The sequence below is a fragment of the Legionella lytica genome (assembly GCF_044626755.1).
Lineage (GTDB): Bacteria > Pseudomonadota > Gammaproteobacteria > Legionellales > Legionellaceae > Legionella > Legionella lytica_A.
The window spans coordinates 638007-659507 of the sequence record NZ_JBGORX010000001.1 but is presented as its reverse complement, the minus strand read 5'-3'; the positions used below and the strand labels follow the sequence as shown (position 1 = coordinate 659507).

The window sequence follows — 21501 nt, the reverse complement described above, 5'->3', positions numbered from 1 at the left end:
GCGCTCACTCTACTTCGTGAGCGCTTTTGAATGATTAGAAAGGTTGTGCTTGATTAGAATTTTTCTCTTGAAGAACCTGCGCAAAATTACTTACTGTGGTTACTTCTTTTCCAACTAATGAGCTGCCGATGCTCAGGAGTAAGTCATTGGACATAGGATGTTTGACCTACACAAGTGCTATAGTTCCTACTGCTTATTGAGCCAATCCACGAGATACGCCAGGTTCATTCTGATACTCGTTCTTTTGCTCTTTTGAAGTACTCTCAATTGGAGAATAGTGATGTAAAGAAGACTCTACCGCGGTAACCGTTTTATCTGATGTAGCTCTCTTATTATTCCATAACTGCTGCATCGGATTGGATGTAGATTCAAATTCAGAACCCGCCTCTATCTTATCTTCATTATCCGAGTTACGCTGCAACCTATTCATTGCGAATTGAGCGGCATCATAGCAGTAAAGAGGACTGCTCAAAAAGGATAACGTAAGAAAACATAGGGACACCATAGCAGTCATTCCTACTAATGCAGCAGCAAAAGTAGCATAACGAGCCAGTTCAGTTAAGGTGGCTGCAGTTAAAATGAATGCAGCAGCAACTAATTGGATTGGGCGAACTAATAATAGCGAAATAACATTTACCGGTTCACTCATCGCCTTATAAAAAGCCACAAGCAAACGTTTTATGCGGCTCAAACCATTAGTGTAAATACTGTCATTAATTTTTTTATGATGCTGGGCTAATACCCCTTGAATATGCCGATTCTTATCTTCATTCCAATCATTGAGTAACTCTTGATATTGCGTTGACGTTTCATTGTCACGTTGAACTGGAGCCTTCTTATAGAGGCCGTTTTCATCAAGCTCATTTTTTAAAATTAGCGCAAAAAATTGTTCGTCATTTAAACTCTTCAGCTCTTGATGGTCTGATTCAGACCATATGTTCTTAGCAATATATTCATCACGTAAAGTAACTAAATACTCTTTTTCATATTGGGCAAATTGTGATGAAAGATAACTCTGGAGCTCTTGAGCATCATGTTTCCCTACAAAAATGGGAGTAAATACATTGATAAAAAAATCAATAACTGATAATGCTAAATCAGCGGTTCTTATCGCAACGAAACCAAGAAAAATAGTGATAATTAGGGGAATAAGTACGCTTAAATAAACCGCTTTTGATAAGAAATTAAATGGCTGCGAGTAACGAGCCAATTGAGCTGTTAATGGATTTTCTAACGTATACTCTAGCAAAGTTCTTAACGTTTTGCTCTTCGCAAGATTATTAAATAATTGTTTACGATCATGATATTTCTTATGAAGACTATTTAATATCTCTCTTGGTTTATCTGTCACGCCCAGAGAACTTAATGAACCATACAGCTCAGGATAAAGAGCTTTGAATTTATCCGATTGCAAGCGAAACGATAATTCATGATAGAATGTATTTTTATCTTCTTTCCATACTTCTGCATAAGATTTACTAACATGATAACTAATAAGTGCCCCAACCTTTTTCGGACTTAGCACTAACTCATGTTCTTGCATTGTTGACAGGTCATTAGCAATCGATTCTATTGTATGAACGGCTAACTGACTAGGTGATTTATTCATCAAATACAAACCATTTATCGCAAAGTGGTCAAATAGTAACATAAAACAAAATCACGAACAAATAATCCTAAAATAAACATTATTTGCTTTTAAACATTCAATTCAGTTATACCATAATGGCCCTAGTTCGCCTCGAACCAGTAAAGGCTCTCCATGCAGGCATGAGCCAAACACAAAAGAGCCTTCTATCTTAATCTTAGTATTGCAGCTATATATTTAGCGTGAAATTAGTGGGGTTATTAACCTCTGAATCATTGCCTACCACAGGAGCTTGAATAGGTGAGCCCATTTGAAGAGGCTCCAACTCAGAACTTAGATGGGCAGTGTTTTCTGGCTTATATGCTAATAAATACAATGGATTTTTCTGAATTTTAGTCGCATTTACTTCATGCTCAACAATATCTTTATCCAAAATGTACTCAAATAGAAATACGGACACATCGTAACTAAAAAGAGGAGCATTTAATACAGAAAGCGCAGCATAATATGAAAGCAAGTTAGCAGTATTCACTACTGCAAAAATGCCTCTTTCCGCCAATGAAATTGCTTCACCCAAGAGGACTACTGCCAATGTGAAAGGAGAAACGATTAAGGACATGGCTCGTTGCAGAGGAGCCTTATTTTCATCTGTTCCCGCTGCATAAAATGCAAAAAAAGCCGATCTTATTCTATCCAGGGTAAATGATGTGAGCTTTTTTATTCTTGCCTCAGCTAATTGTTCAGCAGAACTAGTCGTAGGCTCTCCTTCAGAGGGCGTTATGGTAGTTAGAAGGTAATCCCAAAAATCTGCATCATCCATAACATTTATAGAGGCATAGAACTCACTATCATCAAGTAGTGCTTTAGCCTGTGCTTCTATTCTGGCTTCGAGCAAAAATTGCTTTTTATATTCTGCAAAATTTGCAGTCTTATAATGAAGAGACATTTCCTCATATCCATCATCGGTTATTTTATTTAGCCCAATATTGATAAACCCATTCATGGAGTTGATAAGCGAACGTGCTATGCCAGAAATTAATTCACTCACTATTGAGAGCAATATAGAACTAACGCCAACAATCACTATCAAAATTAGAGCTCCAAGCTTGAAAGGGTCTGAATAACGCTCTAGATTAGTAATTAGTGGATTATCTGAGGAGTGGCGCTTAAGTAAATCTAGAGACTGACTTGGTTGAGTGAAAACTTCTTTAAAAAAACTTAAAATTGGAGTTGCAGATTGGCGTGCATGATGCTCAATTAATATTCTCTGTGGTTCATCAATGAGACCACGTGTTTTTAAATAAGTTGCAAGGTTCTCGTATTGAGTAGAACCGGCTAGACGATCCGAATGGAGTAACCGTGACAACTCTTTATAAAAATCCTGCCGAAGAGATTTTTTACAGGATTTATAGGTACTATCAATAACTTCCGTTATAACTTGGATTATTTCATCGTTTGCTAAAGAGGCTGAATTTGGAGATTCTACTAATTGCTGAGTAAGTTTTTGTACTGTTTGATGAGCTAATTGTTTTGTCATAAAAGATCTCGATACTAAATTACCTGCTAAGCATACTAACATACAATGCAAAATTAGAACAGTTTAGTATTAGGATTTATCTTCAGGTTTATACGGTTTCGGCTTGTTTTGATGCTGGACTTAACCGCCTAGCCTACCTTTTAAGCTGGATTATTTAATAAAGTTAAGACTTTTTGGCCAACTCGTTAAGTACAAATGCCAGGCGACATCCAGCAGCCGCAGTTTGCTTTTGGATCAAACTTTGTGCTCTTAGCTGATACTGCTTACTCGGCACTTCTTTAGGATGGATGTGATAAGCTTGGTTGGTCGCTAATTCATAAGATGCTTTAGCCCACTGTCCAGGATCATCTAAAGTAGAAATCTGATTACAAGGCCAACGCTGTTCTAATAGCCGCGCCTTAGACTTAATTTGGCCTATTTTGTTGCGGCCAATAAAAAATCCTGCGCCGTTATCCCAATATTGATGCAAATTAGCACCAACATAATTGGTGCCTAAGGGAAATAAATTGCCGCCTAAATCGCCTTTAGGTAAACGTTGACTGACTTTAGTGGCTGTATGTAGCGGTTGATGAATATCCCCGACCAAGTGAATCAAAATCAATAAGGATAAACGTTTATCCGAAGCACTGACCTTTTTTGCAGACAGTGCAGCAATCGCATTCTTAATACCCCAGATTGCATTGCTCGTTTCTACCGAAGGGAGCGCTGTATCGTCTTCAGCAAATGGGGTATTAATATAATGAAAGGTATCATACCAATGTACATTTTTAAACCGAATCTGATCTAACCAGATAGCTGCAGCAATAAAATTAGCATTAAAGGATTTTTTTGAACGTGAGTTCAAAATCTTACGGCACATTTCTTTGGCTTGTGGCGTCAAATTATCATAGGCAACTTGCGCCACAACCTGATGACCTTGCATATTCCATCCATAAGAATTCAACGCCATCAGACCAAGTACTAATACATAAAAAATCCGTTTCATCTGAGCATTACCTTAACCTAAATAAGGAGACCATGCAGGCTCTTGTACATCACCATCACGTGCAGGTAATTTCATTCGAATACGACCATCGAGAGAAACAATCCCTAAAACACCTTGATCCTGATTATGAGTAGCATACAGTACTAATCGTCCGTTAGGAGCTACAGATGGAGACTCATCACGTCCAGAAAAGGTTAAACTTACTATAGGGCCACCACTGACACTTTGTAAGCCAATATTAAATTGGCGATCATCACGATGCAACATAATGATATTTTTCATATCCGGCGTATAGGATGCACGAGCATTATAGTTACCATCAAATGTAACACGGCTTACTTGCCCATCTGCTAAAGATAAACGATAAATTTGAGGCGAACCACCGCGACCTGAAGTAAAGAGAATGCTCTTACCATCAGGTGCATAGCGAGGCTCTGTATCAATTGCATCACCAAAGGTAAGCTGCTTCATTGTCCCACTACCCACATCAACACTGTACAGTTTGGGCGTACCGCTTTTTGATAAAACTACCGCTAATTGATTACCATCTGGTGACCAGGCTGGAGCACCGTTAATGCCAGGGAAACTAGTAATTAAGCGACGTTGCCCAGTTTCAACTGATACTGTAAAAATTTGCGCACGCTTTTTCTCAAAAGATACATAAGAAATACTACGGCCATTAGGTGCCCAAGATGGGGACATAATTGGCTCAGATGAAACCAATAAGCTTTGTGGATTATAGCCATCTGCATCAGCAACTTCCAGTGAATACCGAGAGCCACGAGTACTTCTTTGTACGGAAATATAAGCGATACGAGTAGAAAAGATGCCTCGCTCACCAGTAAGTTTTTGATAGACTTCATCACTAATATGATGGGCTAAAGGTCTTAACTGATTCGCACCAACTTTATAAGTTTTCGTTAATAAAACTGTACCGTTGGCTACGGCATCCGACAGGGTAAAACTAACCTCATATTGCCCCCCCACGGGAACAACACGTCCTGTCACCACACTATCAGCACCTAATTGTTTTAAGGTGGCAACTGATGATTGCGCATTAGGACCTTGCGGGCCTGAAACAATTTTAAATTGGCCTGAAAAAGTTAAATCATGCTCAACAAGCTGAGCTATTTCTTGGGCGCCACGATCCGAGCCAAAAGAATTAATAGCTATCGGTAATGCTGAGTTGATCCCTTGAGTTAACTCTAAATCAAGAGCGAAAAGCTGTTGCGTAAACAACAAAAGAAATAATGTAGTTATTCGATTAATCACGAGTTTTATCCTCTAACTTGTTGTGGACGAACGGTTAAACTAATATCACGAAACATATTAAAAGTCGTTGCATCTGTAGGTACAGGAAGTGGTGACGCCTTGCGAATAGCTGTTTGCGCTGAACGATCAAGGAGTGGATCGCCACTGCTACGTGTTAACGTAACTTCCAATACGGCACCATCGGGAGCTAAACGTATTCTAAACTGGCTGGATAAGGTACTGTCTACATTTTCAGGGAGAATCCAATTTCTACCGATTGCATTTACAATCAATGCCTTATACTTATCGACCTCCCCTGCGATTCGTGCATCACGTTCCGCATTTTGCGCCGCCGTAGCCTGAGCTTGTCTTTTGCGCTCCGCTTCAGCTTTTGCAAGATCTGATTTTTCTTTAGCGATACGCTCTTTATCAGCAAGTTCTTTTGCTGCCTTAGCATCAGCTTCTGCTTTAGCATTTTCGGCTTTATGCTTTTCCGCCTGCGCTTTTTCGACAAGTTTTTTCTTATTAAGCTCTTCGAGTTTTTTAGCTTCAAGCTTCTGTTGCTTTACCAATTCTTCCTTTTGCTTTTTCAACTCTTCAATGTGCTTGGCTTCTAATGCTTTTTGCTCAGCCATCTGTTTAAGCCGTTTTTTCTCTTCTTCTGCCTGCTTCTTACGAGCAATTGCAATTCTATTAGCCTCTTCTTTCAGACGCGCAAGCTGTTGCTGCTCTTTGATGCGTTGCTGTTTGGCGGCTTCGGCCTGTCGATTCAGCTCACGTTGGCGATTTTGTTCGGCTCGTTTTTGTTGTTCACGCTCTTGCTTTAAACGATTAACCGTTTCCATCACTTGCTTATTATCAACGCTTACCGCTTTAACAACTTCTTGCTGTGGTGGCGGAGTCGCTGCGATAGGCTGATCAATACCAGGTTCATTTTTCGCTTCAGCAGTTAATACTGGGCGTTGGCTTGAATTATCCGATAGGAGCATCACTATTAAAAAAAGATGCAAACCAATCGCAACAAAAAAAGCATTACGGTAACTAGGATTTATCATGCTTGCCCCTCTGATTGATTGGGTGTTGTGTCATCAGTCAGTAATCCTACTTGTTCGGCGCCAGCTTGCTTTAATAAAGCCATCGCTTGCACTACTTTACCGTAAGCGACGCCTTGGTCTCCCTTAACTAATACATTGAGCTTCTGATTTGACTGTTTAGCTAATTCTAATTCAGCGGCCACACGAACCGTTAAAGCTTGCGGATCAATCGGATCCGCGGGTGTACTACTGATATTGAGAAAGTAAGTCCCTTCTTGGTTTACTGAAACAATAATCGGCTCTCTATCTGTTGGCGCCAAATTTTGGCTAGCCGCTTTCGGTAGATCAACGGTCACCCCTTGACTCAGCATTGGGGCTGTAATCATAAAAATAACCAGCAGAACTAACATTACATCAATGTAAGGAACAACGTTAATCTCAGATATGGGACGCTCACGTTTGGTCTTTGCTTTGATCATTTTGAACTTTATCCTCTTACAGTATTATTGTTTTGTTGTTCTATAAGTGATATCAATTCTTCCTGAAACAATTCAAATCGATCCAATAACCCATTAGCGCGAGTTGAATATCGGTTGTATGCAATAACAGCGGGTATTGCAGTAAATAATCCTAAAGCCGTTGCAACCAGGGCTTCAGAAATACCGGGAGCTACCATTGCAATCGTTGCCTGTTGTGCATGTCCTAGAGCTTGGAATGAAGTCATAATCCCCCAAACTGTACCAAATAATCCTATATAAGGTGAAATAGAACCAACTGAGGCAAAGAACGGTAAATGCTGCTCTAATTTTTCAGCTTCTTTGGCATGACTAATTTGCATTACACGCTGAATCGGCTCTAAAACCACCTGCCCTTGTTTTCTAGCGCGCACAAACTCCTTAAATCCTGCATGGAAAATTGCTGCCATACCTTGGCGCTCATCAGCATTACTATCAATATCCGCATAGAGTCGACTTAAATCGCCACTGTCCCAAAATCTACGGCTAAATGCTTCGGTCATTTGTTTTTTGCGGTTAAAAAACCAGGCTCTTTGAAAAATCAATGTCCAAGAAGTAATGGACGCAACGGCAAGCAACATCATTACTGACTTAACTACTAACCCTGCTTGCATAAAATACATTAATACATTTGCCTGACTACCCATCTTTTTTTGTCTCCGCTACCAAGATCTTTATTTTTAATTAGTTCAAAGAACGCCATCAAGATGACGTACCCTATTCTTTACCTGGAAATCGTTTCGGTTTTAAATTTCCATCAACACACACCACTTTAATTTGTGCTTTACACAGCAGCTTCTCCTGCTGGTTTTTCATTTCCTGTTCAAACTCAAAACTACAAGCGCCGGATTTTCCTAATTTAGTAGTAATGCTTAACAAATCGTCTAATCGTGCTGGAGCAAGATATCGGATATTAATCTCAGTAATTGCAAAAAGCGTATCGGTTTTTGCTAAATCACTAAGAACTAAATTATCTTGGCGCAACATTTCAGTACGAGCACGTTCAAAATAACACAGATAATTTGCATGATACACGATGCCCATATAATCCACATCTTCGGTATACACACGTACATCATACTGATAAATGGTTTCCTGATTCATGAATTATTCCGGTGCAACCATACTTAAACCAAAATGCTGATAAGCCCGAGCTGTTGCTATTCTACCTCGTGGTGTGCGCATAAGGAATCCTTGTTGTATTAAAAATGGCTCTAAAACATCTTCAATTGTCCCTTTTTCTTCACCAATCGCAGCAGCAATACTATCTACACCTACAGGACCACCATTAAATTGTTCGATAACGGACATTAATAGCTTTCTATCCATCAGATCAAACCCATACTTGTCTACATCAAGCATCTCTAAAGCTCTTTGGGCAATATCTAAACTTATTACGCCCCTACCCTTCACTTCGGCATAGTCACGAACACGTCGTAATAAACGATTAGCAATACGAGGAGTTCCTCGTGAACGCATCGCAATTTCTCGTGCTCCCTCCAACTCAGTCTTCACATTTAATAATTGGGCGGAACGCGCCACAATTTGTGATAAAGAGTCAACGGAATAATATTCCAATCGCTGCACGATACCAAATCGATCGCGTAATGGTGAGGTAAGTAAGCCTGCTCGTGTTGTAGCACCAATCAGAGTAAACGGGGGTAACTCTAACTTTATAGAACGCGCAGCCGGTCCTTCACCAATCATGATATCCAGTTTATAGTCTTCCATTGCTGGATAAAGAATTTCTTCAATGACTGGGCTTAAGCGGTGAATTTCATCAATAAACAGGACATCATTTTCTTGTAAGTTTGTTAAAATTGCAGCGATATCCCCTGCCCGTTCAATAACGGGGCCTGAGGTTTGGCGAAGATTTACACCCATTTCATGCGCAATAATATTGGCCAAGGTTGTCTTGCCAAGCCCTGGCGGGCCAAAAATTAATACATGGTCCAGCGCATCTTGGCGTTTCTTTGCCGCATCAATAAAAATCTGCATTTGTGAACTCACTGCCTCTTGACCAATGTATTCACGAAGACTGAGCGGTCTAATAGCGCGATCAATGGCTTCTTCCGAGGTAATGCTTTGGGTACTGATTAAGCGATCACTTTCCAGCATAGTTCTTATTAGGGTTCAGATAAATGCAGCTATGTTAACATATGTTATTTTTAATAACAGATGATTTATTTGGTATATCTGGCCAGAATTTAAAAATGTTTCTAAAAATAACTTATTATGCTAAAAAGAAACATCAACTAGTGGACTCTCCACACTAGAGGACGGCTCTGTTTCAACAGAATTTGGTCTAAAAAACGACATGAGCTTAACTTCGCGTTTACATTCATCTTTAATGGGAGCAGAAACTTCAAAATCAATATATTCGCTAAGTATCCTATTCATCCGCTCAACAAATAATCCTGAGGCTAAAACAAGTACCGCAAAACCCAAAATCGGTTGCATGGGAAAACAAGAGGCAACAATCACATATAAAGATAAATAAGCTGCTGTTGCTAAAAGGAATAACGCAGCCAATGATAATCCATTAGAACCATTATTCCAAAAAATTTCATTTTCTCTTGCCGCAGCCTTGCGCTCAACACGCTGGACGGCCTCGTTTAGCGTAATTTTATTAGCTCTCGCTTGCTGCAATGTACTAATAAAAAACTCATACATATGAATGACACGCTCTTTTTTTTCGCCAGCATTCAGTATCATGCTATGGTAATGAAGTTTAATTGCTTGTTTCTGAAGCTGGAACTCTTCGCTCAAAGTAAATCCTTCAAAAAGTTTATCAAGCTCAACATTACAATGTTTTAAGCGTTTTTCAAACATGTCTGGCATAACACTACCCTTTATGTCGCAATTTAGCGTGGCTTATTTTAAACCATTTCAGGAATTAAACAAAATTTTCGATAGATGCCATTAATAGTTTTCTGGCTCTAAAAATGCGGGAACGAACAGTGCCTATAGGACAATCCATCTTTTTAGCTATATCCTCATAGGTTTGCCCATCAAAAATATGCATGCCATAACAGGCGCGCAACTCTTCAGAGAGCATGGAGATAGCTAACTCTAATTGTTCGCCAAACTCAATAGTTATTAATGCGTATTCTGGAGATTGATGAGTCATGGAGTGAGTTTGATTCTCTTCAAATTCAGTTTCCAAGTCGCTACGTGTACTTGCTGTACGATAATGATTTTTAATAGTATTGTGGGTAATGCGATAAAGCCATGTAGAAAATTGACTTTCCTCCTTGAAATAACGCAGATAACGGAAAACCTTAAGTAATACTTCTTGAGCTAAATCATTTACATGCGTTTGATCATTAATATGAAAATAAATAATTTGCTGCACTTTATTATGATAACGCCTAAAGAGCAAATTGTATGCATCCTGATTCCCTTGCTGCGCTAAATTTACGAGCTCTTCATCGCTATAAGAAACATTACTGTTCATTACACCCTCTTTCTTTTCATTCCATTATGCGAAATTGGAGTTTAATTTGTCCGTTATGCTTTAGTATATATCATTTAGAGGAATTAGTGTGTTGAATTGCTCGCAGGATGAAGTCGCTATTTATTGATATCGCAGCCAAGCCGTAGAAAATAGGCATGTGCAAAATTTATTTGCCATAGCCCAGTTTGAAGCAACCAGGCCTAATAGTTCTATCGGATTTTAGAACTATTTGCAGGCTCAACTCCTAGCTGATGCTCATCATCTCCGGCATCATTATCAAAAAAGCCCAAGCCATTGGATGACTGATGGGGAGCCATTGCCTGAGTTTCTCCAGCTTCAACATGATTCTTCTGAATTAAAGGTTGTTTATCAGTATCCTGACTCGCTGGAGCAGTATAATGTCCAATTACCCCGCCAATTGCCATTCCACTAGCAGCCAAGCCCAGACAAATCACTAAGGCCCAAGGAGCGAAAGCAACACTGAGTGCTAAACCTACAGCAGTACCGATTAGTAAACCATCAAACATCCCCCAAAATACTCGTGCCGATGACTTGCGACTATTTGATACTTTAGGTTTGCTTATTCTTTCATTCAGCTTACTATCTAAGAGAGGATCGTTAAATGATTCTTTTCTATAACCCCTTAAGTCGCGAAGAATTTTAGCAGAAGACTCTTTTTTAATTAATTTTGGGTCTTCTCCTGGCACATGAAATTCCCCAGTATCCTCGACGAGCCCAACAACTCCAAGTTGCGGTTTATCAACCACTTTTTTTGCCACTTGAGAGTCAACAAAAACCTCTTGATGTAAAGCAGAACGAGGCTTGGTTTTTTTAAGTACATGTACCGTCTTTAGCGATAATGTATCGACACGTGGAGATTTGGCTAAGACATCTTCGGCCTCTTTAACCTTTTTCGTATTATGTTTTCTTATTGGTGGCAAGAATTCATATCCCTGTTCAATCCACTCTTTTAACTCCAGGAAGCCACCTTGATCTCGAGCAGCTAATTTGGCTAAGTCTTCAGGTGCCACTCTTCCAAGTAAATCGTGCCAACGTTTAAAATACTCCATAGCAACATTATAAATCTGATCAAACTCTTTTCTGGTATGCATTCCATTTTCATATTTCTTTTCTGCATCAAGCATTTGCAAAACCATCCCTTTTGCCTTATGTACATGCCGTGCATAATCCAAACCTCCCCAATTCATTTTGACCTTCTTCCATTCAATATCCAGAGCGTGGAAAGGATCTTTTAATTCAGCAAGTTTATAGCCTGAGACTTTATCGTGTGCAGTATATTTAACACCTTCATTACGCACCGAACTGTAGAGCCCTAAAGCGCGGTCACTTTTATCAATAATTCCAGGACGAATACCCGCCTGATGTAATATTGGTTCAACTCGTCCCAAAAGTTCATTGTATTCATGTTCCCTTCCTTCAGGAATATAAATGGTGATTTGCATTCCATTAAATACACGAATAATATCGCGCAAAGCTTGCTCTTTTTCCGAAACGGTCAAAGAGTCAGTATTGGCATCAGCCTTCTTCATTGCTGTATACATGGCCAGGGAGACGGTATTGCGCGTTGTTTTAAAACAAGGAACACCATGTTCTACAAGAATGGGATAAATTAAATCCCATGCTCTATTAAGATCCTGGGGATGAATACTTAAATGAATTTTCCAAGATGAATCTTTATTATTGTTCGCATCAGTTTTTCTAAAAAAAGCAAACATCTCTGAGTCATGGATTCGATGAGGCGAAGATTCTTTATTAAAAGCAATCCAACAGCCGGAAACACCACCGATATATGCCTTGTAAGAACCGACTTTGACTGGAATGCTTTTCGGATAGACTCCATCTAATCCGCTATAGGACATACTATCAAGTTCAACAGGCACCGACGCTTTATCTTGTTTTGATTCAATTCCCATGGCTACATCTCTTAGGATACAAAATGAGTACATTGTACCATAAAAGACCACCTATTGAACAATAAAAAATCATCCCCTCTAAAGAAGTTTCAAATGTAATTGACGAAATTGGTTTTGGGAAATTTGATCAATAAAAAGAACAACATGCTTTTTTTGATTTAGATAAGTAAACTGAATTAGCTGAAATAAAACATTATGAAGTAAAATTTGAGCTTCCTGATATTCTTGGCTTTCATCGTTATTTAAAACCAAAATCCATTTACTCGACCTGAATTGAATTTCCTTAATACCATTCCTCGGCTTTTTATTTAGCCAATCTAAACGCAGTAGAGTCAAAATAATAGCAAGCAGAATAAGTTTTACAGCTAAATAAAGAGCGGAATAAAAAATTAACCCTGTGGTTAATAAACTGATCACCAGCACCAAGCGGAAATAAATCTCCGATGGGCCAAGTTTAATGTTGATTTCGGATAATGGTAACAATTGCTTTTAACTCGTTATCCTCTGGGTCCAATTGCCCCATTAACCATGCATAAAGTTCGGGATCAGTACAGCTCAATAATGAATCAAACGCGTTAAGCTCATCTGCTGAAAGCTTATCAAGCCCCTGCTCCAAAAAGCGCTGCAGTATTAAATCCAACTCCAACATCCCGCGGCGACAATGCCACGCTAATCTTGCTTTTTCCCGTACATCCAACATTGTAAATCTCTTAATGATTTAATGAACCTGCAAATGATACACTACTGTATTTGAAATCGGAAACGCTTATCCATGATGAACACAACTTTTAATCACCTAATTAATCACCGAGCCCTAACAACTTTTGCCCCTATTGAAACAGAACTAAAGCTCCAACCCGAAAAGAATTATTTATTTGATTTATCTTACTTAGGCATTCTTGATGTCGCAGGAGATAAAGCGGGTGAGTTTCTGCAAGGCCAACTCACTTGTGATGTAAATTCAATCTCTGACATACAAATGATTCAAGGCGCCCAGTGTAATCTCAAAGGTCGTATCCTTAGCCTAATAGATGTATTCAATTGGAAAGGAATAAAATTGATGCTCCCTAAAGACTTATTAGAAGCAACAATTAATTCTTTAAATAAAACAGCGATGCTCTCGCGAGTAAGTCTTAAAGAAAATAAGGAGTTAGTTGCTCTGGGATTTTATTTACAAAATTCTCAGGATATAGTGCCTGACTCTCATTTTTTCCCTACTAATCTTTATGCATTAACTTATGGTGCTGACTATTGTTGTTTTCATTTAGGTAATGGTTTTTACATCTTTATTGGTGGAGCAGATTTTGCTGAAACCATTTCTAAACGCTTTGCTGAACAACAGCAATTATTAGGCTCTTTAACTTGGCACAGTTTAAGACTCGCACGACGTCAGCTTGAAATTTACCCTGATTCACGTGGCATGTTTTTGCCTCATCGTCTGGATTTGCAGCAAACTCCCTATCTTAGCTTTAATAAAGGCTGTTATAAAGGACAAGAAATTATTGCTCGCATGCATTACAAATCAACTTTAAAGCATCAATTAAATGTTTATTCGATTGTAACGGATGACGAGATTTATTCCGGACAAAAATTAATAAGTGAAACGAATGGCTCGGAGGTGGGTGAGCTAGTTGATTATTCTGTTTTGGCTGCAGGCCATTATTTAGTTGCTGTGAGTATACTTAAAGGAATTGAGTCTTTAGCTCTATTTGAAGGTCATAAAAAGGCTGTGCAGTTAGGAGAAATACCTGTTCAATAAGGAAAGCCTGGTTGCTTACAGCTGTTCTTCTGCACATTTATTCCTGCGCTGAATTGTCATGTGCAGGAGAGCAGTTGATTTCCATTAAAAAAGCCCGTTTAAAACGGGCTTTTTCATTATGCCATCTCTACTTCGGAATAAGACTGTAACGTTGTCTGAGTCAGATCAAGCAACTCTCTTATCGCAACAAAAAACATCGTATAGTTCAACACAGTACTTGCTTTCAAGTCAGATAGAATAAAGTGCCAACGCTCAATCAATGCAGTATGAGCATCCCCCCAAGACGTTAAGCGCTCATGTAAATCAGAGCTAGCACCATCGTAGTTAAGTAAACCATCGGTTAAGTGACGTTGTTGCCAATCTAAGTCATCACGTAATGCTTCTCTCGATAAAGACTCCCAATGATTATCCGTTGGGTGCATAATGATTTGCTTTCTTATCCAAGCAAGATCCAGGAACTCACCAATACCAAAGTAAACTTCAGCAACTTGCGATACCTTCATGTCACGCTTACTGGCAATTTCAATGATATCAGTTGCTGAGAACAACCCACGAGCTACAGTCAGTTCGTGTGCTAAACCAGCAGGAATACTTTCTTTAATTAACTCTTGATGGTGTTCCTCGTATCGAGCTCTGCGTTCTTCACTAAGAATAGAAGGAATAGACATCTTCAATTCATTCATTCCTTGAGAATACAGCCTCACTACTTCACTGATATCCATTGTTTTACGTTGTGTACGTAAGAACCAACGAGTAATACGTCTTGAAAGTCGGACATAAAACATCATCATTTCAATTTGTCGCTGTGCACTAATTTGGGTACCTAAGTCCTCAATCTGCTTCCAAATCGACTCTAAATTAAGCACTGTACGCGTAATCATATACGCTCTAACGATCGCAGAAACTGGTGCACCAGTCTCATCTTGCAATCTGTAAACATAGGTAAAGCCCATTTCATTTACAATGATATTACTTAATTTAGTAGCAATAATTTCCCTCTTCAGTGGATGGTCTTGCATTTGTTTGCTAAACCGCTCTTGCAACTGTTTGGGGAAGGAGTTAATTAAGAATTGTTCCATGTAATTTTCTTCAGGAACTCCAGAAGCCAGTATTTGCTCTTTTAAAATTGACTTGCTATAACACATCAACACTGCAATTCCAGGGCGTCCAAGACCTTGTCCCATTAACTTACGTTCTTGTAATGCCTTATCATCAGGTAAGAACTCAAGACTACGATCTATTTTTCCAGTTCGCTCTAACTCTTTAATATAACGGCCTTGTAATTCCAATGCCTGCATTGCCTGAGAAGCAGATAAGCTAATCGCGCGAGTTTGTAAGAAGTTATCGCGAAGTACTAACTTAGCCACATCATCAGTCATTTCGCTAAGCAACTCATTTCTTTGCTTAGGCGTTAAATCACCGACAGCGACAATACCATTGAGTAAGATCTTGATGTTTACTTCTTTATCAGAGCAATTTACACCACCCGAGTTATCAATGAAGTCGGTATAAACCAGACCACCACCAAGGGAGTATTCCATACGTGCTAATTGGGTCATGCCTAAGTTACCGCCTTCACCAATTACCTTACAACGTAACTGCTTCGCATTAACACGAGTCGAATCGTTAGCTCGGTCTCCTACATTTACATTGGATTCAGAACTTGCTTTCACATACGTTCCAATGCCACCACTCCAAAGTAAATCAACCTTCGCTTTTAGAATCGTTTTAATTAAATCATTCGGTTCAATTTCAGTCTGTTTAATGCCGAAAAGATCCTGCATTTCTTTACTAACTGGAATAGACTTGGCATTACGATTAAATATACCACCACCCTTAGAGATGAGTTTTTTATCATAATCAGTCCAATTTGAGCGTGGTAAGTTAAACAGACGCTCTCTTTCTTTAAAGCTAAGTTCTGCGTTTGGATCTGGGTCAACAAAAATATGAATGTGGTTAAAGGCCCCAACAAGTTTGATATGTCTGGACAACAGCATACCGTTACCAAACACGTCACCCGCCATATCACCAATACCTACAACGGTGAAATCATTATTTTGAATGTCTATGTTCAACTCATAGAAATGACGTTTTACTGATTCCCAAGCACCTCGGGCAGTAATCCCCATCTTTTTATGGTCATAACCCACTGAACCACCTGAGGCAAAAGCATCGCCCAGCCAAAAACCATATTCTAAAGAAATTGCATTCGCTAAATCAGAGAATGTTGCAGTACCTTTGTCCGCAGCAACAACTAAGTACGGATCATCTTCATCATGACACACTACGTTATCAGGCTTAACAACGCTATTATCAACATAGTTATCAGTGACATCTAACAACGCACGGATAAAGATTTGATAGCAGGCAATACCTTCAGCCATGATCTCTTCACGACTACCATTAACAGGTAAATTTTTAGGTACAAAACCACCTTTAGCACCAGAAGGTACGATAACAGAGTTCTTTACTTGCTGTGCTTTCATCAAACCAAGAATCTCTGTACGGAAATCTTCACGACGATCAGACCAACGTAATCCTCCACGAGCTACTTTACCGCAACGTAGATGGACCCCTTCAAGGCGTGGGGAATAAACAAAAATTTCAAACATCGGGTAAGGTTTTGGTAAACCAGGTATGGTTTTACTGTTTAGTTTGATGGAAATATAGTCTTTAGGATTTCCGTGCTTATCTACTTGATAGAAATTCGTACGAAGAGTAGCAGAAATTGCATGAATGTATTGTCTGATAATCTTGTCTTCATCAAGGTTGGATACAGAATCTAAATCAACTAAAATCTCTTCCGATAGTTCAGTAAAGCGATGCTCACGAAGCGCATTTTCTTCAGTAGGGTTACAACGAATCTCAAATAATTGAACCAGTTTCTTGGCAATGTTAACGTTATTATTTAACGCACTTTCCATATATTCCTGACTAAACGTGAAGCCCATTTGTTTAAAATACTTGGCATAAGTACGTAAAATAGCTACTTCACGCCAATTAAGACCGGCAGCTAATACTAATTGGTTAAAGCCATCGTTTTCTGCATTACTAAACCATACCTTGGCAAAAGCATTCTGGAATAACTCTTTAATGTTATCCAGTTCAATGACGCCGCCATCTCTATTGTATTGAATTGCAAAATCATTAACCCAGGTTACTCTGCCATCGTCAAATTTTAAGGCGTATGGGCGCTCAGTAATTGCACGTAAACCAAGGTTTTCTAAGATAGGTAACACATCAGATAAGGGAATAGTTGCATCATGATGATAGACTTTTAATCTAAAGTTATTTTCTGACTCATCCAAGGCACGATAGAAATTAATTCCTAAAGGATTTTCGGGAGTCAGCATTTCGATATGCTTGATATCATAAACGGCTGTGCGTGCAGTAAAGTTTTCACAATATGCAGCCGGGAAAGCACTTCGATAACGCGCAAATAAGCTGTTAGCTTGCTCTTCACCATAAGCTTCATACAAATTATATTGAAGGTCATCAGTCCAAGAGCGTCCTGCCTCGATCAGTTTCATTTCAATTTCTTTGAAATCATACTCAGGGCAATTTTCAGGATCAATTTTGATAATGAAATGAATTCGCGCAAGAACTGATTCAGTAAATAAAGTCGTATAGTTTATATCAACAGAGTTAAAGCTCGTTTCCAAAATCCGCTTCATTGCCATTCTTAACTCAGTATTTACGCGCTCTTTAGGCACATAAACCAAGCAAGACACAAAGCGGCGGTATACGTCCATCCGTGCAAACAAGCGAATTCGCTTTCTGTCTTGCATGTAAAAGATGCCCATTGCTATTTCTAACAACTCTTCTTCAGTACCTTGAATTAAGTCATCACGTGGCAATGTCTCAAGAATATTTAATAAGACCTTAGCAGCATGACTACGTGGCTTCAGATGAGAGTTTTCCATAATCACTGCTACTTTACGGCGCAAGAAAGGAATTTGAGTGGGATTTGTATGGTATGCAGCCGAAGTATAAAGGCCGATGATACGACGTTCACCAATAACATTACCTTGTGCATCAAAACGCTTAACACCGATGTAATCGGTATACGCATCACGATGAACACTCGCTAAAGTATTTGTTTTAGACATAACTAGAATACGAGGTGATAAAGTAAATTCGCGTGCTTCAGGAGCCATTGCAGAGATACTGCGCGTCATTGACTTAGTCACACTTTCTCGTAACACGCCTAAGCCGGTTTCAGGGATCGCTTGCAATAAAGTTTCACCACCCTTTTGTACTAATTCATAATCTCTTATGCCTAAGAAAGTAAAATGGTGATCCTCTATCCACTGTAGGAATGCTTTGGTTTCAGCTACTTCACCGTCATCAAGGGCTGAGGAAACTTTATCTATTTCTACAACAGCTTCTCGAACTTCGGAGCGCATTTTTTCCCAATCTTCAAAAACAACTCGGTTGTCCTCAAGGGCATGCAAACAACGGTCGTGTAATTCTTGGAGTACTTTAGGATCAGTTTGGCGATCGATTTCTAAGAATAAAGGAGCTTCATGGATTACACCGTTCTCTTCACCGGTATTGTCGCGCGGTAAAATAGCGGAGATATGGTTGTTTTGATCGCGTTTAACACGAATACCACCCATATGGATGCTTAAATGCGAGGCTAAGCCCATGCGATGAATAACTAGACGCAATGAATCAACTAGAAACGGCATGTCATCACAAACAACTTCAATTACGGTATGTGTTGTTTGCCAGCCATGACGCTCGAAGTCTGGGTTATAAATACGAATTTTGGTCTCATGAGGTTTGCGTTCACTAAGAAGTGACCAAAAGTTTGCTACGGCGCCATAAAGATCATCTAGTTCCCATGCGCTCAGGTCTTCCATGGCGACAGTTCCATATAATTGCTTGGCAAATTCGGCACAAAATTCAGCTTGTTCCCCTGTCATAGAACTTTTAATCCTATCGACAATAGCTTCTATTAATACCCCTTTACCTTCTTCAAATTTATATGACATTGCTTACCCCGTCAGTTTTGCCTTGTAGGGATGATGTACTCACCCCTAGTTTACAGCAGCTATTATTTTAATTATTACGAATCACTAATTCCTACGGTTTTGGTATTCACAAACTCTAAGATGCCCTCTTTCGACAATTCGCGCCCATAACCTGAATGTTTTATTCCACCAAAAGGTAACCGTGGATCTGAGGCAACCATTGCATTGACAAAACAGACACCAGCATCTATTTCATGCGTAGCAATATACTCACCTTTCTCCAAATCACGCGTAAACACTGCAGCACCCAAACCATAATGGCTTTGATTGGCATAAGCTATTGCCTCCTGTTCGCTCTCTGTTGATATCACAGAAATTACAGGTCCAAACAGCTCTTCATCAAAAGCCGGCATGCCAGGCATCACATTTGTGAGTAACGTGGGTGGATAATAAAATCCTTGACCTTCGGGAATTATACCACCACACAATAATTTAGCACCCTGTTTAAGCGATTTTTCTACTTGTTTATGCACTGTTTCACGCAAGTCAACTCGAGCGAGAGGTCCAAGCTTGGTTTCCGCCTCCAAAGGATCTCCCATTTTAAATAATTTCATTTGCTGACTAATCTTTTCTGTGAGCTCTTTTGCAATTGAACTTAAAACAATAATTCGTTTGGCAGCAATACAAACCTGCCCAGAATTATTCAAGCGGGAATTTACGATACAACGAGCCGCTAAATCCAAATCAGCATCTTCGAACACAACATAAGGATCGCTTCCTCCAAGCTCTAAGACTACTTTCTTTAAAAACTTTCCCGCTTGTGAGGCAACGGCAGACCCAGCCCGCTCACTTCCAGTTAAAGTAACAGCCACAATTCGTGGGTCGGCAATAATCTGTGCCGCTACCTTATTATCGACAATAACATGCTGAAATAAATGTTCAGGAAAGCCAGCATCTTTAAATAGCTGCTCTATTTTATTTCCAGTTCCTGATGAAATAGGGGCATGTTTTAAAATTGCCGCATTGCCAGCCATAATGGTTGGGGCTGCAAATCGGAATACCTGCCAAAAGGGGAAATTCCACGGCATAATGGCAAAAACAATGCCTAGAGGCCGGTGGCAAACTTTGGCTTTTTTCATTTCAGTCTGAATTGTTCGTGAAGCCAAGTAAGCTTCTGCGTGTTCTGCATAGTGCTCACATACCCAGGCACATTTCTCAATTTCTGCTTGGCCTGCAGTAATGGGTTTACCCATTTCAGTTGCCATTAAGGTCGCAAGCTCTTTTTTTTGCTCTTTAAGCATTCGTGCTAGTTTTAACATCAATTTCTTTCGTTCAGCAAAATCCGTTAACTTCCATTTACAAAAAGCATCATCTCCGGAGGCAATTCGCTCATAGCTCATTAATTCGTCTAAACAGTCATAAGTTTGAATTACTTTTCCAGTTGCAGGATTTATAGTTTGAATTTTCATCAAATCCCCCTATGAAATTTTATATTTCGTTAAAGTTAACAACTTTTCTTGCGCACTACTTTTGATTATTGATACTATTTTTGTATTCTATGAATGTTATATAAAAAACAACTGTAATAAATCATGATGTTAATAGCGCCGTTTTATACTTCGGCCAAGAAGAGTAGAATAGAACCGCCCTACTTAAATTAACATTCATTAACACTAGAACACTAGGATAATTAATGAGCTTAAGCAAACCACAGTTCCCACCAATGCAATATCTAGCAGCATGGTCGGTTCATCTATTTACTGCAAGTGCTGCTTGCATTGGCGTTTTTACTCTAGAAAAAATATATCACCACCAATACATTTTTGCATTATGGCTCATGGCAATTACAGTATTCATCGATGCAGTCGATGGAAGTCTTGCCCGCCAGGTTAATATAAAAAATGTATTGCCCAAAATTGATGGCGCTCTACTGGATAATATTGTTGATTACGTAAACTATGTAATCACACCCTGCTTTTTCTTGTTAGTTAAACCAGATATGCTGCCTCAAGATTTTTCCATATTAATTATCGCGGCAGTTACGATCACCTCTTCTTATCAATTTTGTCAGTCGGATGCGAAAACCCCAGACCACTTCTTTAAAGGATTTCCCTGCTATTGGAATATTACAATTTTCTACATGATTCTTTTTAATACTTCCGCGACTGCCAATGCCCTTATCTTAACCATACTTTCAATTCTTATTTTTGTACCAGTAAAATATGTTTATCCCTCAAGATTGGATTATCTGACCGACTCCAGGGTATTAAAAATGCTGATGCACTGTTGCTCGATTATTTATGGTATCAGTTCTATTTGCTTACTGATTAATTACCCAAACACCAATAACGTTTGGCTTTCTTTATCCATGGCTTATGTTGCTATGTATTTGTATTTAAGTTTTTATCGAACCTATTACCCGATGATAAAAGCGAAAATAGCAGCAAGTAAAGATTAGTTACGCT

18 protein-coding genes are annotated in these 21501 nt (G+C 39.2%); 2 read left to right on the top strand and 16 right to left on the bottom strand.

The genetic code is table 11. The features are described 5' to 3' along the window. Positions 1-193 precede the first annotated feature (193 nt). The 14 genes from ACD661_RS02760 to ACD661_RS02695 all read right to left on the bottom strand — a co-directional run bounded on the left by ACD661_RS02760 (position 194) and on the right by ACD661_RS02695 (position 12998). Complete coding sequence (locus tag ACD661_RS02760) at positions 194-1609, bottom strand: hypothetical protein (RefSeq protein WP_400186130.1); 1416 nt, start codon at positions 1607-1609, stop codon at positions 194-196. Between the two features lie 208 nt (positions 1610-1817). Next, positions 1818-3125 carry a hypothetical protein gene (locus ACD661_RS02755; RefSeq protein ID WP_400186129.1) on the bottom strand — a complete coding sequence of 436 codons (1308 nt, stop codon included), beginning with the start codon at positions 3123-3125 and terminating at the stop codon, positions 1818-1820. A 163-nt stretch (positions 3126-3288) separates the two neighbouring features. Further along, positions 3289-4110, bottom strand: coding sequence for a S1/P1 nuclease (locus tag ACD661_RS02750; RefSeq protein WP_400186127.1), 822 nt, complete (start codon positions 4108-4110; stop codon positions 3289-3291). Between the two features lie 12 nt (positions 4111-4122). Further along, positions 4123-5382, bottom strand: a complete 1260-nt coding sequence (tolB, locus tag ACD661_RS02745) for a Tol-Pal system beta propeller repeat protein TolB (protein ID WP_400186126.1) — start codon at positions 5380-5382, stop codon at positions 4123-4125. Between the two features lie 5 nt (positions 5383-5387). Further along, positions 5388-6416 carry a cell envelope integrity protein TolA gene (tolA, locus tag ACD661_RS02740; RefSeq protein ID WP_400186124.1) on the bottom strand — a complete coding sequence of 343 codons (1029 nt, stop codon included), beginning with the start codon at positions 6414-6416 and terminating at the stop codon, positions 5388-5390. Then, positions 6413-6874 (bottom strand): protein TolR, encoded by a 462-nt coding sequence (gene tolR / locus ACD661_RS02735; RefSeq protein WP_252578787.1) that lies wholly within the window; start codon positions 6872-6874, stop codon positions 6413-6415. The genes tolA and tolR overlap by 4 nt, the downstream gene beginning before the upstream one ends. An 8-nt stretch (positions 6875-6882) precedes the next feature. Further along, positions 6883-7557 (bottom strand): protein TolQ, encoded by a 675-nt coding sequence (gene tolQ / locus ACD661_RS02730; protein ID WP_252578785.1) that lies wholly within the window; start codon positions 7555-7557, stop codon positions 6883-6885. A gap of 70 nt (positions 7558-7627) precedes the next feature. After that, positions 7628-8014: a YbgC/FadM family acyl-CoA thioesterase gene (locus tag ACD661_RS02725; RefSeq protein ID WP_400186122.1), complete on the bottom strand. Its 387-nt coding sequence runs from the start codon at positions 8012-8014 to the stop codon at positions 7628-7630. Between the two features lie 3 nt (positions 8015-8017). After that, positions 8018-9028, bottom strand: coding sequence for a Holliday junction branch migration DNA helicase RuvB (ruvB, locus tag ACD661_RS02720; protein WP_400186121.1), 1011 nt, complete (start codon positions 9026-9028; stop codon positions 8018-8020). A gap of 120 nt (positions 9029-9148) precedes the next feature. Beyond that, positions 9149-9751 carry a DUF5638 domain-containing protein gene (locus ACD661_RS02715; RefSeq protein ID WP_400186119.1) on the bottom strand — a complete coding sequence of 201 codons (603 nt, stop codon included), beginning with the start codon at positions 9749-9751 and terminating at the stop codon, positions 9149-9151. A 55-nt stretch (positions 9752-9806) separates the two neighbouring features. Continuing rightward, positions 9807-10367: a sigma-70 family RNA polymerase sigma factor gene (locus ACD661_RS02710; protein ID WP_400186118.1), complete on the bottom strand. Its 561-nt coding sequence runs from the start codon at positions 10365-10367 to the stop codon at positions 9807-9809. A 209-nt stretch (positions 10368-10576) separates the two neighbouring features. Continuing rightward, positions 10577-12301 carry a hypothetical protein gene (locus tag ACD661_RS02705; RefSeq protein ID WP_400186116.1) on the bottom strand — a complete coding sequence of 575 codons (1725 nt, stop codon included), beginning with the start codon at positions 12299-12301 and terminating at the stop codon, positions 10577-10579. 78 nt (positions 12302-12379) lie between these two features. Beyond that, positions 12380-12784, bottom strand: a complete 405-nt coding sequence (locus ACD661_RS02700; RefSeq protein WP_400186115.1) for a protein YgfX — start codon at positions 12782-12784, stop codon at positions 12380-12382. After that, entirely contained in the window at positions 12756-12998 is a 243-nt protein-coding gene (locus ACD661_RS02695) for an FAD assembly factor SdhE (protein ID WP_400187214.1), read from the bottom strand. The genes ACD661_RS02700 and ACD661_RS02695 overlap by 29 nt, the downstream gene beginning before the upstream one ends. 78 nt (positions 12999-13076) lie before the next feature. Between ACD661_RS02695 and ygfZ the strand changes: the two genes are divergently transcribed. Beyond that, the gene (gene ygfZ, locus ACD661_RS02690; protein WP_400187213.1) at positions 13077-14060 is read left to right on the top strand and encodes a CAF17-like 4Fe-4S cluster assembly/insertion protein YgfZ; all 984 of its coding nucleotides are present in this window, start codon (positions 13077-13079) and stop codon (positions 14058-14060) included. Positions 14061-14176: 116 nt separating this feature from the next. Here the strand turns inward: ygfZ and ACD661_RS02685 are convergent, their stop codons facing one another. Together ACD661_RS02685 and ACD661_RS02680 are read right to left on the bottom strand one after the other, a co-directional pair. Next, complete coding sequence (locus ACD661_RS02685; RefSeq protein ID WP_400186114.1) at positions 14177-19057, bottom strand: NAD-glutamate dehydrogenase; 4881 nt, start codon at positions 19055-19057, stop codon at positions 14177-14179. Between the two features lie 74 nt (positions 19058-19131). Next, a complete protein-coding gene (locus tag ACD661_RS02680; RefSeq protein WP_400186113.1) occupies positions 19132-20505 on the bottom strand; it encodes an NAD-dependent succinate-semialdehyde dehydrogenase in 1374 nt (457 codons plus the stop codon). Between the two features lie 224 nt (positions 20506-20729). Between ACD661_RS02680 and pcsA the strand changes: the two genes are divergently transcribed. Then, complete coding sequence (gene pcsA, locus ACD661_RS02675; RefSeq protein WP_400186111.1) at positions 20730-21494, top strand: phosphatidylcholine synthase; 765 nt, start codon at positions 20730-20732, stop codon at positions 21492-21494. The last annotated feature ends 7 nt before the right edge of the window (positions 21495-21501 follow it).

Coding starts and splice junctions, on each gene's coding strand:
- ACD661_RS02710 (WP_400186118.1), bottom strand. CDS start 10,367: ATGAACAGTAATGTTTCTTATAGCGATGAAGAGCTCGTAAATTTAGCG.
- ACD661_RS02715 (WP_400186119.1), bottom strand. CDS start 9,751: ATGCCAGACATGTTTGAAAAACGCTTAAAACATTGTAATGTTGAGCTT.
- ACD661_RS02755 (WP_400186129.1), bottom strand. CDS start 3,125: ATGACAAAACAATTAGCTCATCAAACAGTACAAAAACTTACTCAGCAA.
- ACD661_RS02680 (WP_400186113.1), bottom strand. CDS start 20,505: ATGAAAATTCAAACTATAAATCCTGCAACTGGAAAAGTAATTCAAACT.
- tolR (WP_252578787.1), bottom strand. CDS start 6,874: ATGATCAAAGCAAAGACCAAACGTGAGCGTCCCATATCTGAGATTAAC.
- ruvB (WP_400186121.1), bottom strand. CDS start 9,028: ATGCTGGAAAGTGATCGCTTAATCAGTACCCAAAGCATTACCTCGGAA.
- ACD661_RS02725 (WP_400186122.1), bottom strand. CDS start 8,014: ATGAATCAGGAAACCATTTATCAGTATGATGTACGTGTGTATACCGAA.
- ACD661_RS02760 (WP_400186130.1), bottom strand. CDS start 1,609: ATGAATAAATCACCTAGTCAGTTAGCCGTTCATACAATAGAATCGATT.
- ygfZ (WP_400187213.1), top strand. CDS start 13,077: ATGAACACAACTTTTAATCACCTAATTAATCACCGAGCCCTAACAACT.
- ACD661_RS02750 (WP_400186127.1), bottom strand. CDS start 4,110: ATGAAACGGATTTTTTATGTATTAGTACTTGGTCTGATGGCGTTGAAT.
- ACD661_RS02705 (WP_400186116.1), bottom strand. CDS start 12,301: ATGGGAATTGAATCAAAACAAGATAAAGCGTCGGTGCCTGTTGAACTT.
- tolA (WP_400186124.1), bottom strand. CDS start 6,416: ATGATAAATCCTAGTTACCGTAATGCTTTTTTTGTTGCGATTGGTTTG.
- ACD661_RS02685 (WP_400186114.1), bottom strand. CDS start 19,057: ATGTCATATAAATTTGAAGAAGGTAAAGGGGTATTAATAGAAGCTATT.
- tolQ (WP_252578785.1), bottom strand. CDS start 7,557: ATGGGTAGTCAGGCAAATGTATTAATGTATTTTATGCAAGCAGGGTTA.
- pcsA (WP_400186111.1), top strand. CDS start 20,730: ATGAGCTTAAGCAAACCACAGTTCCCACCAATGCAATATCTAGCAGCA.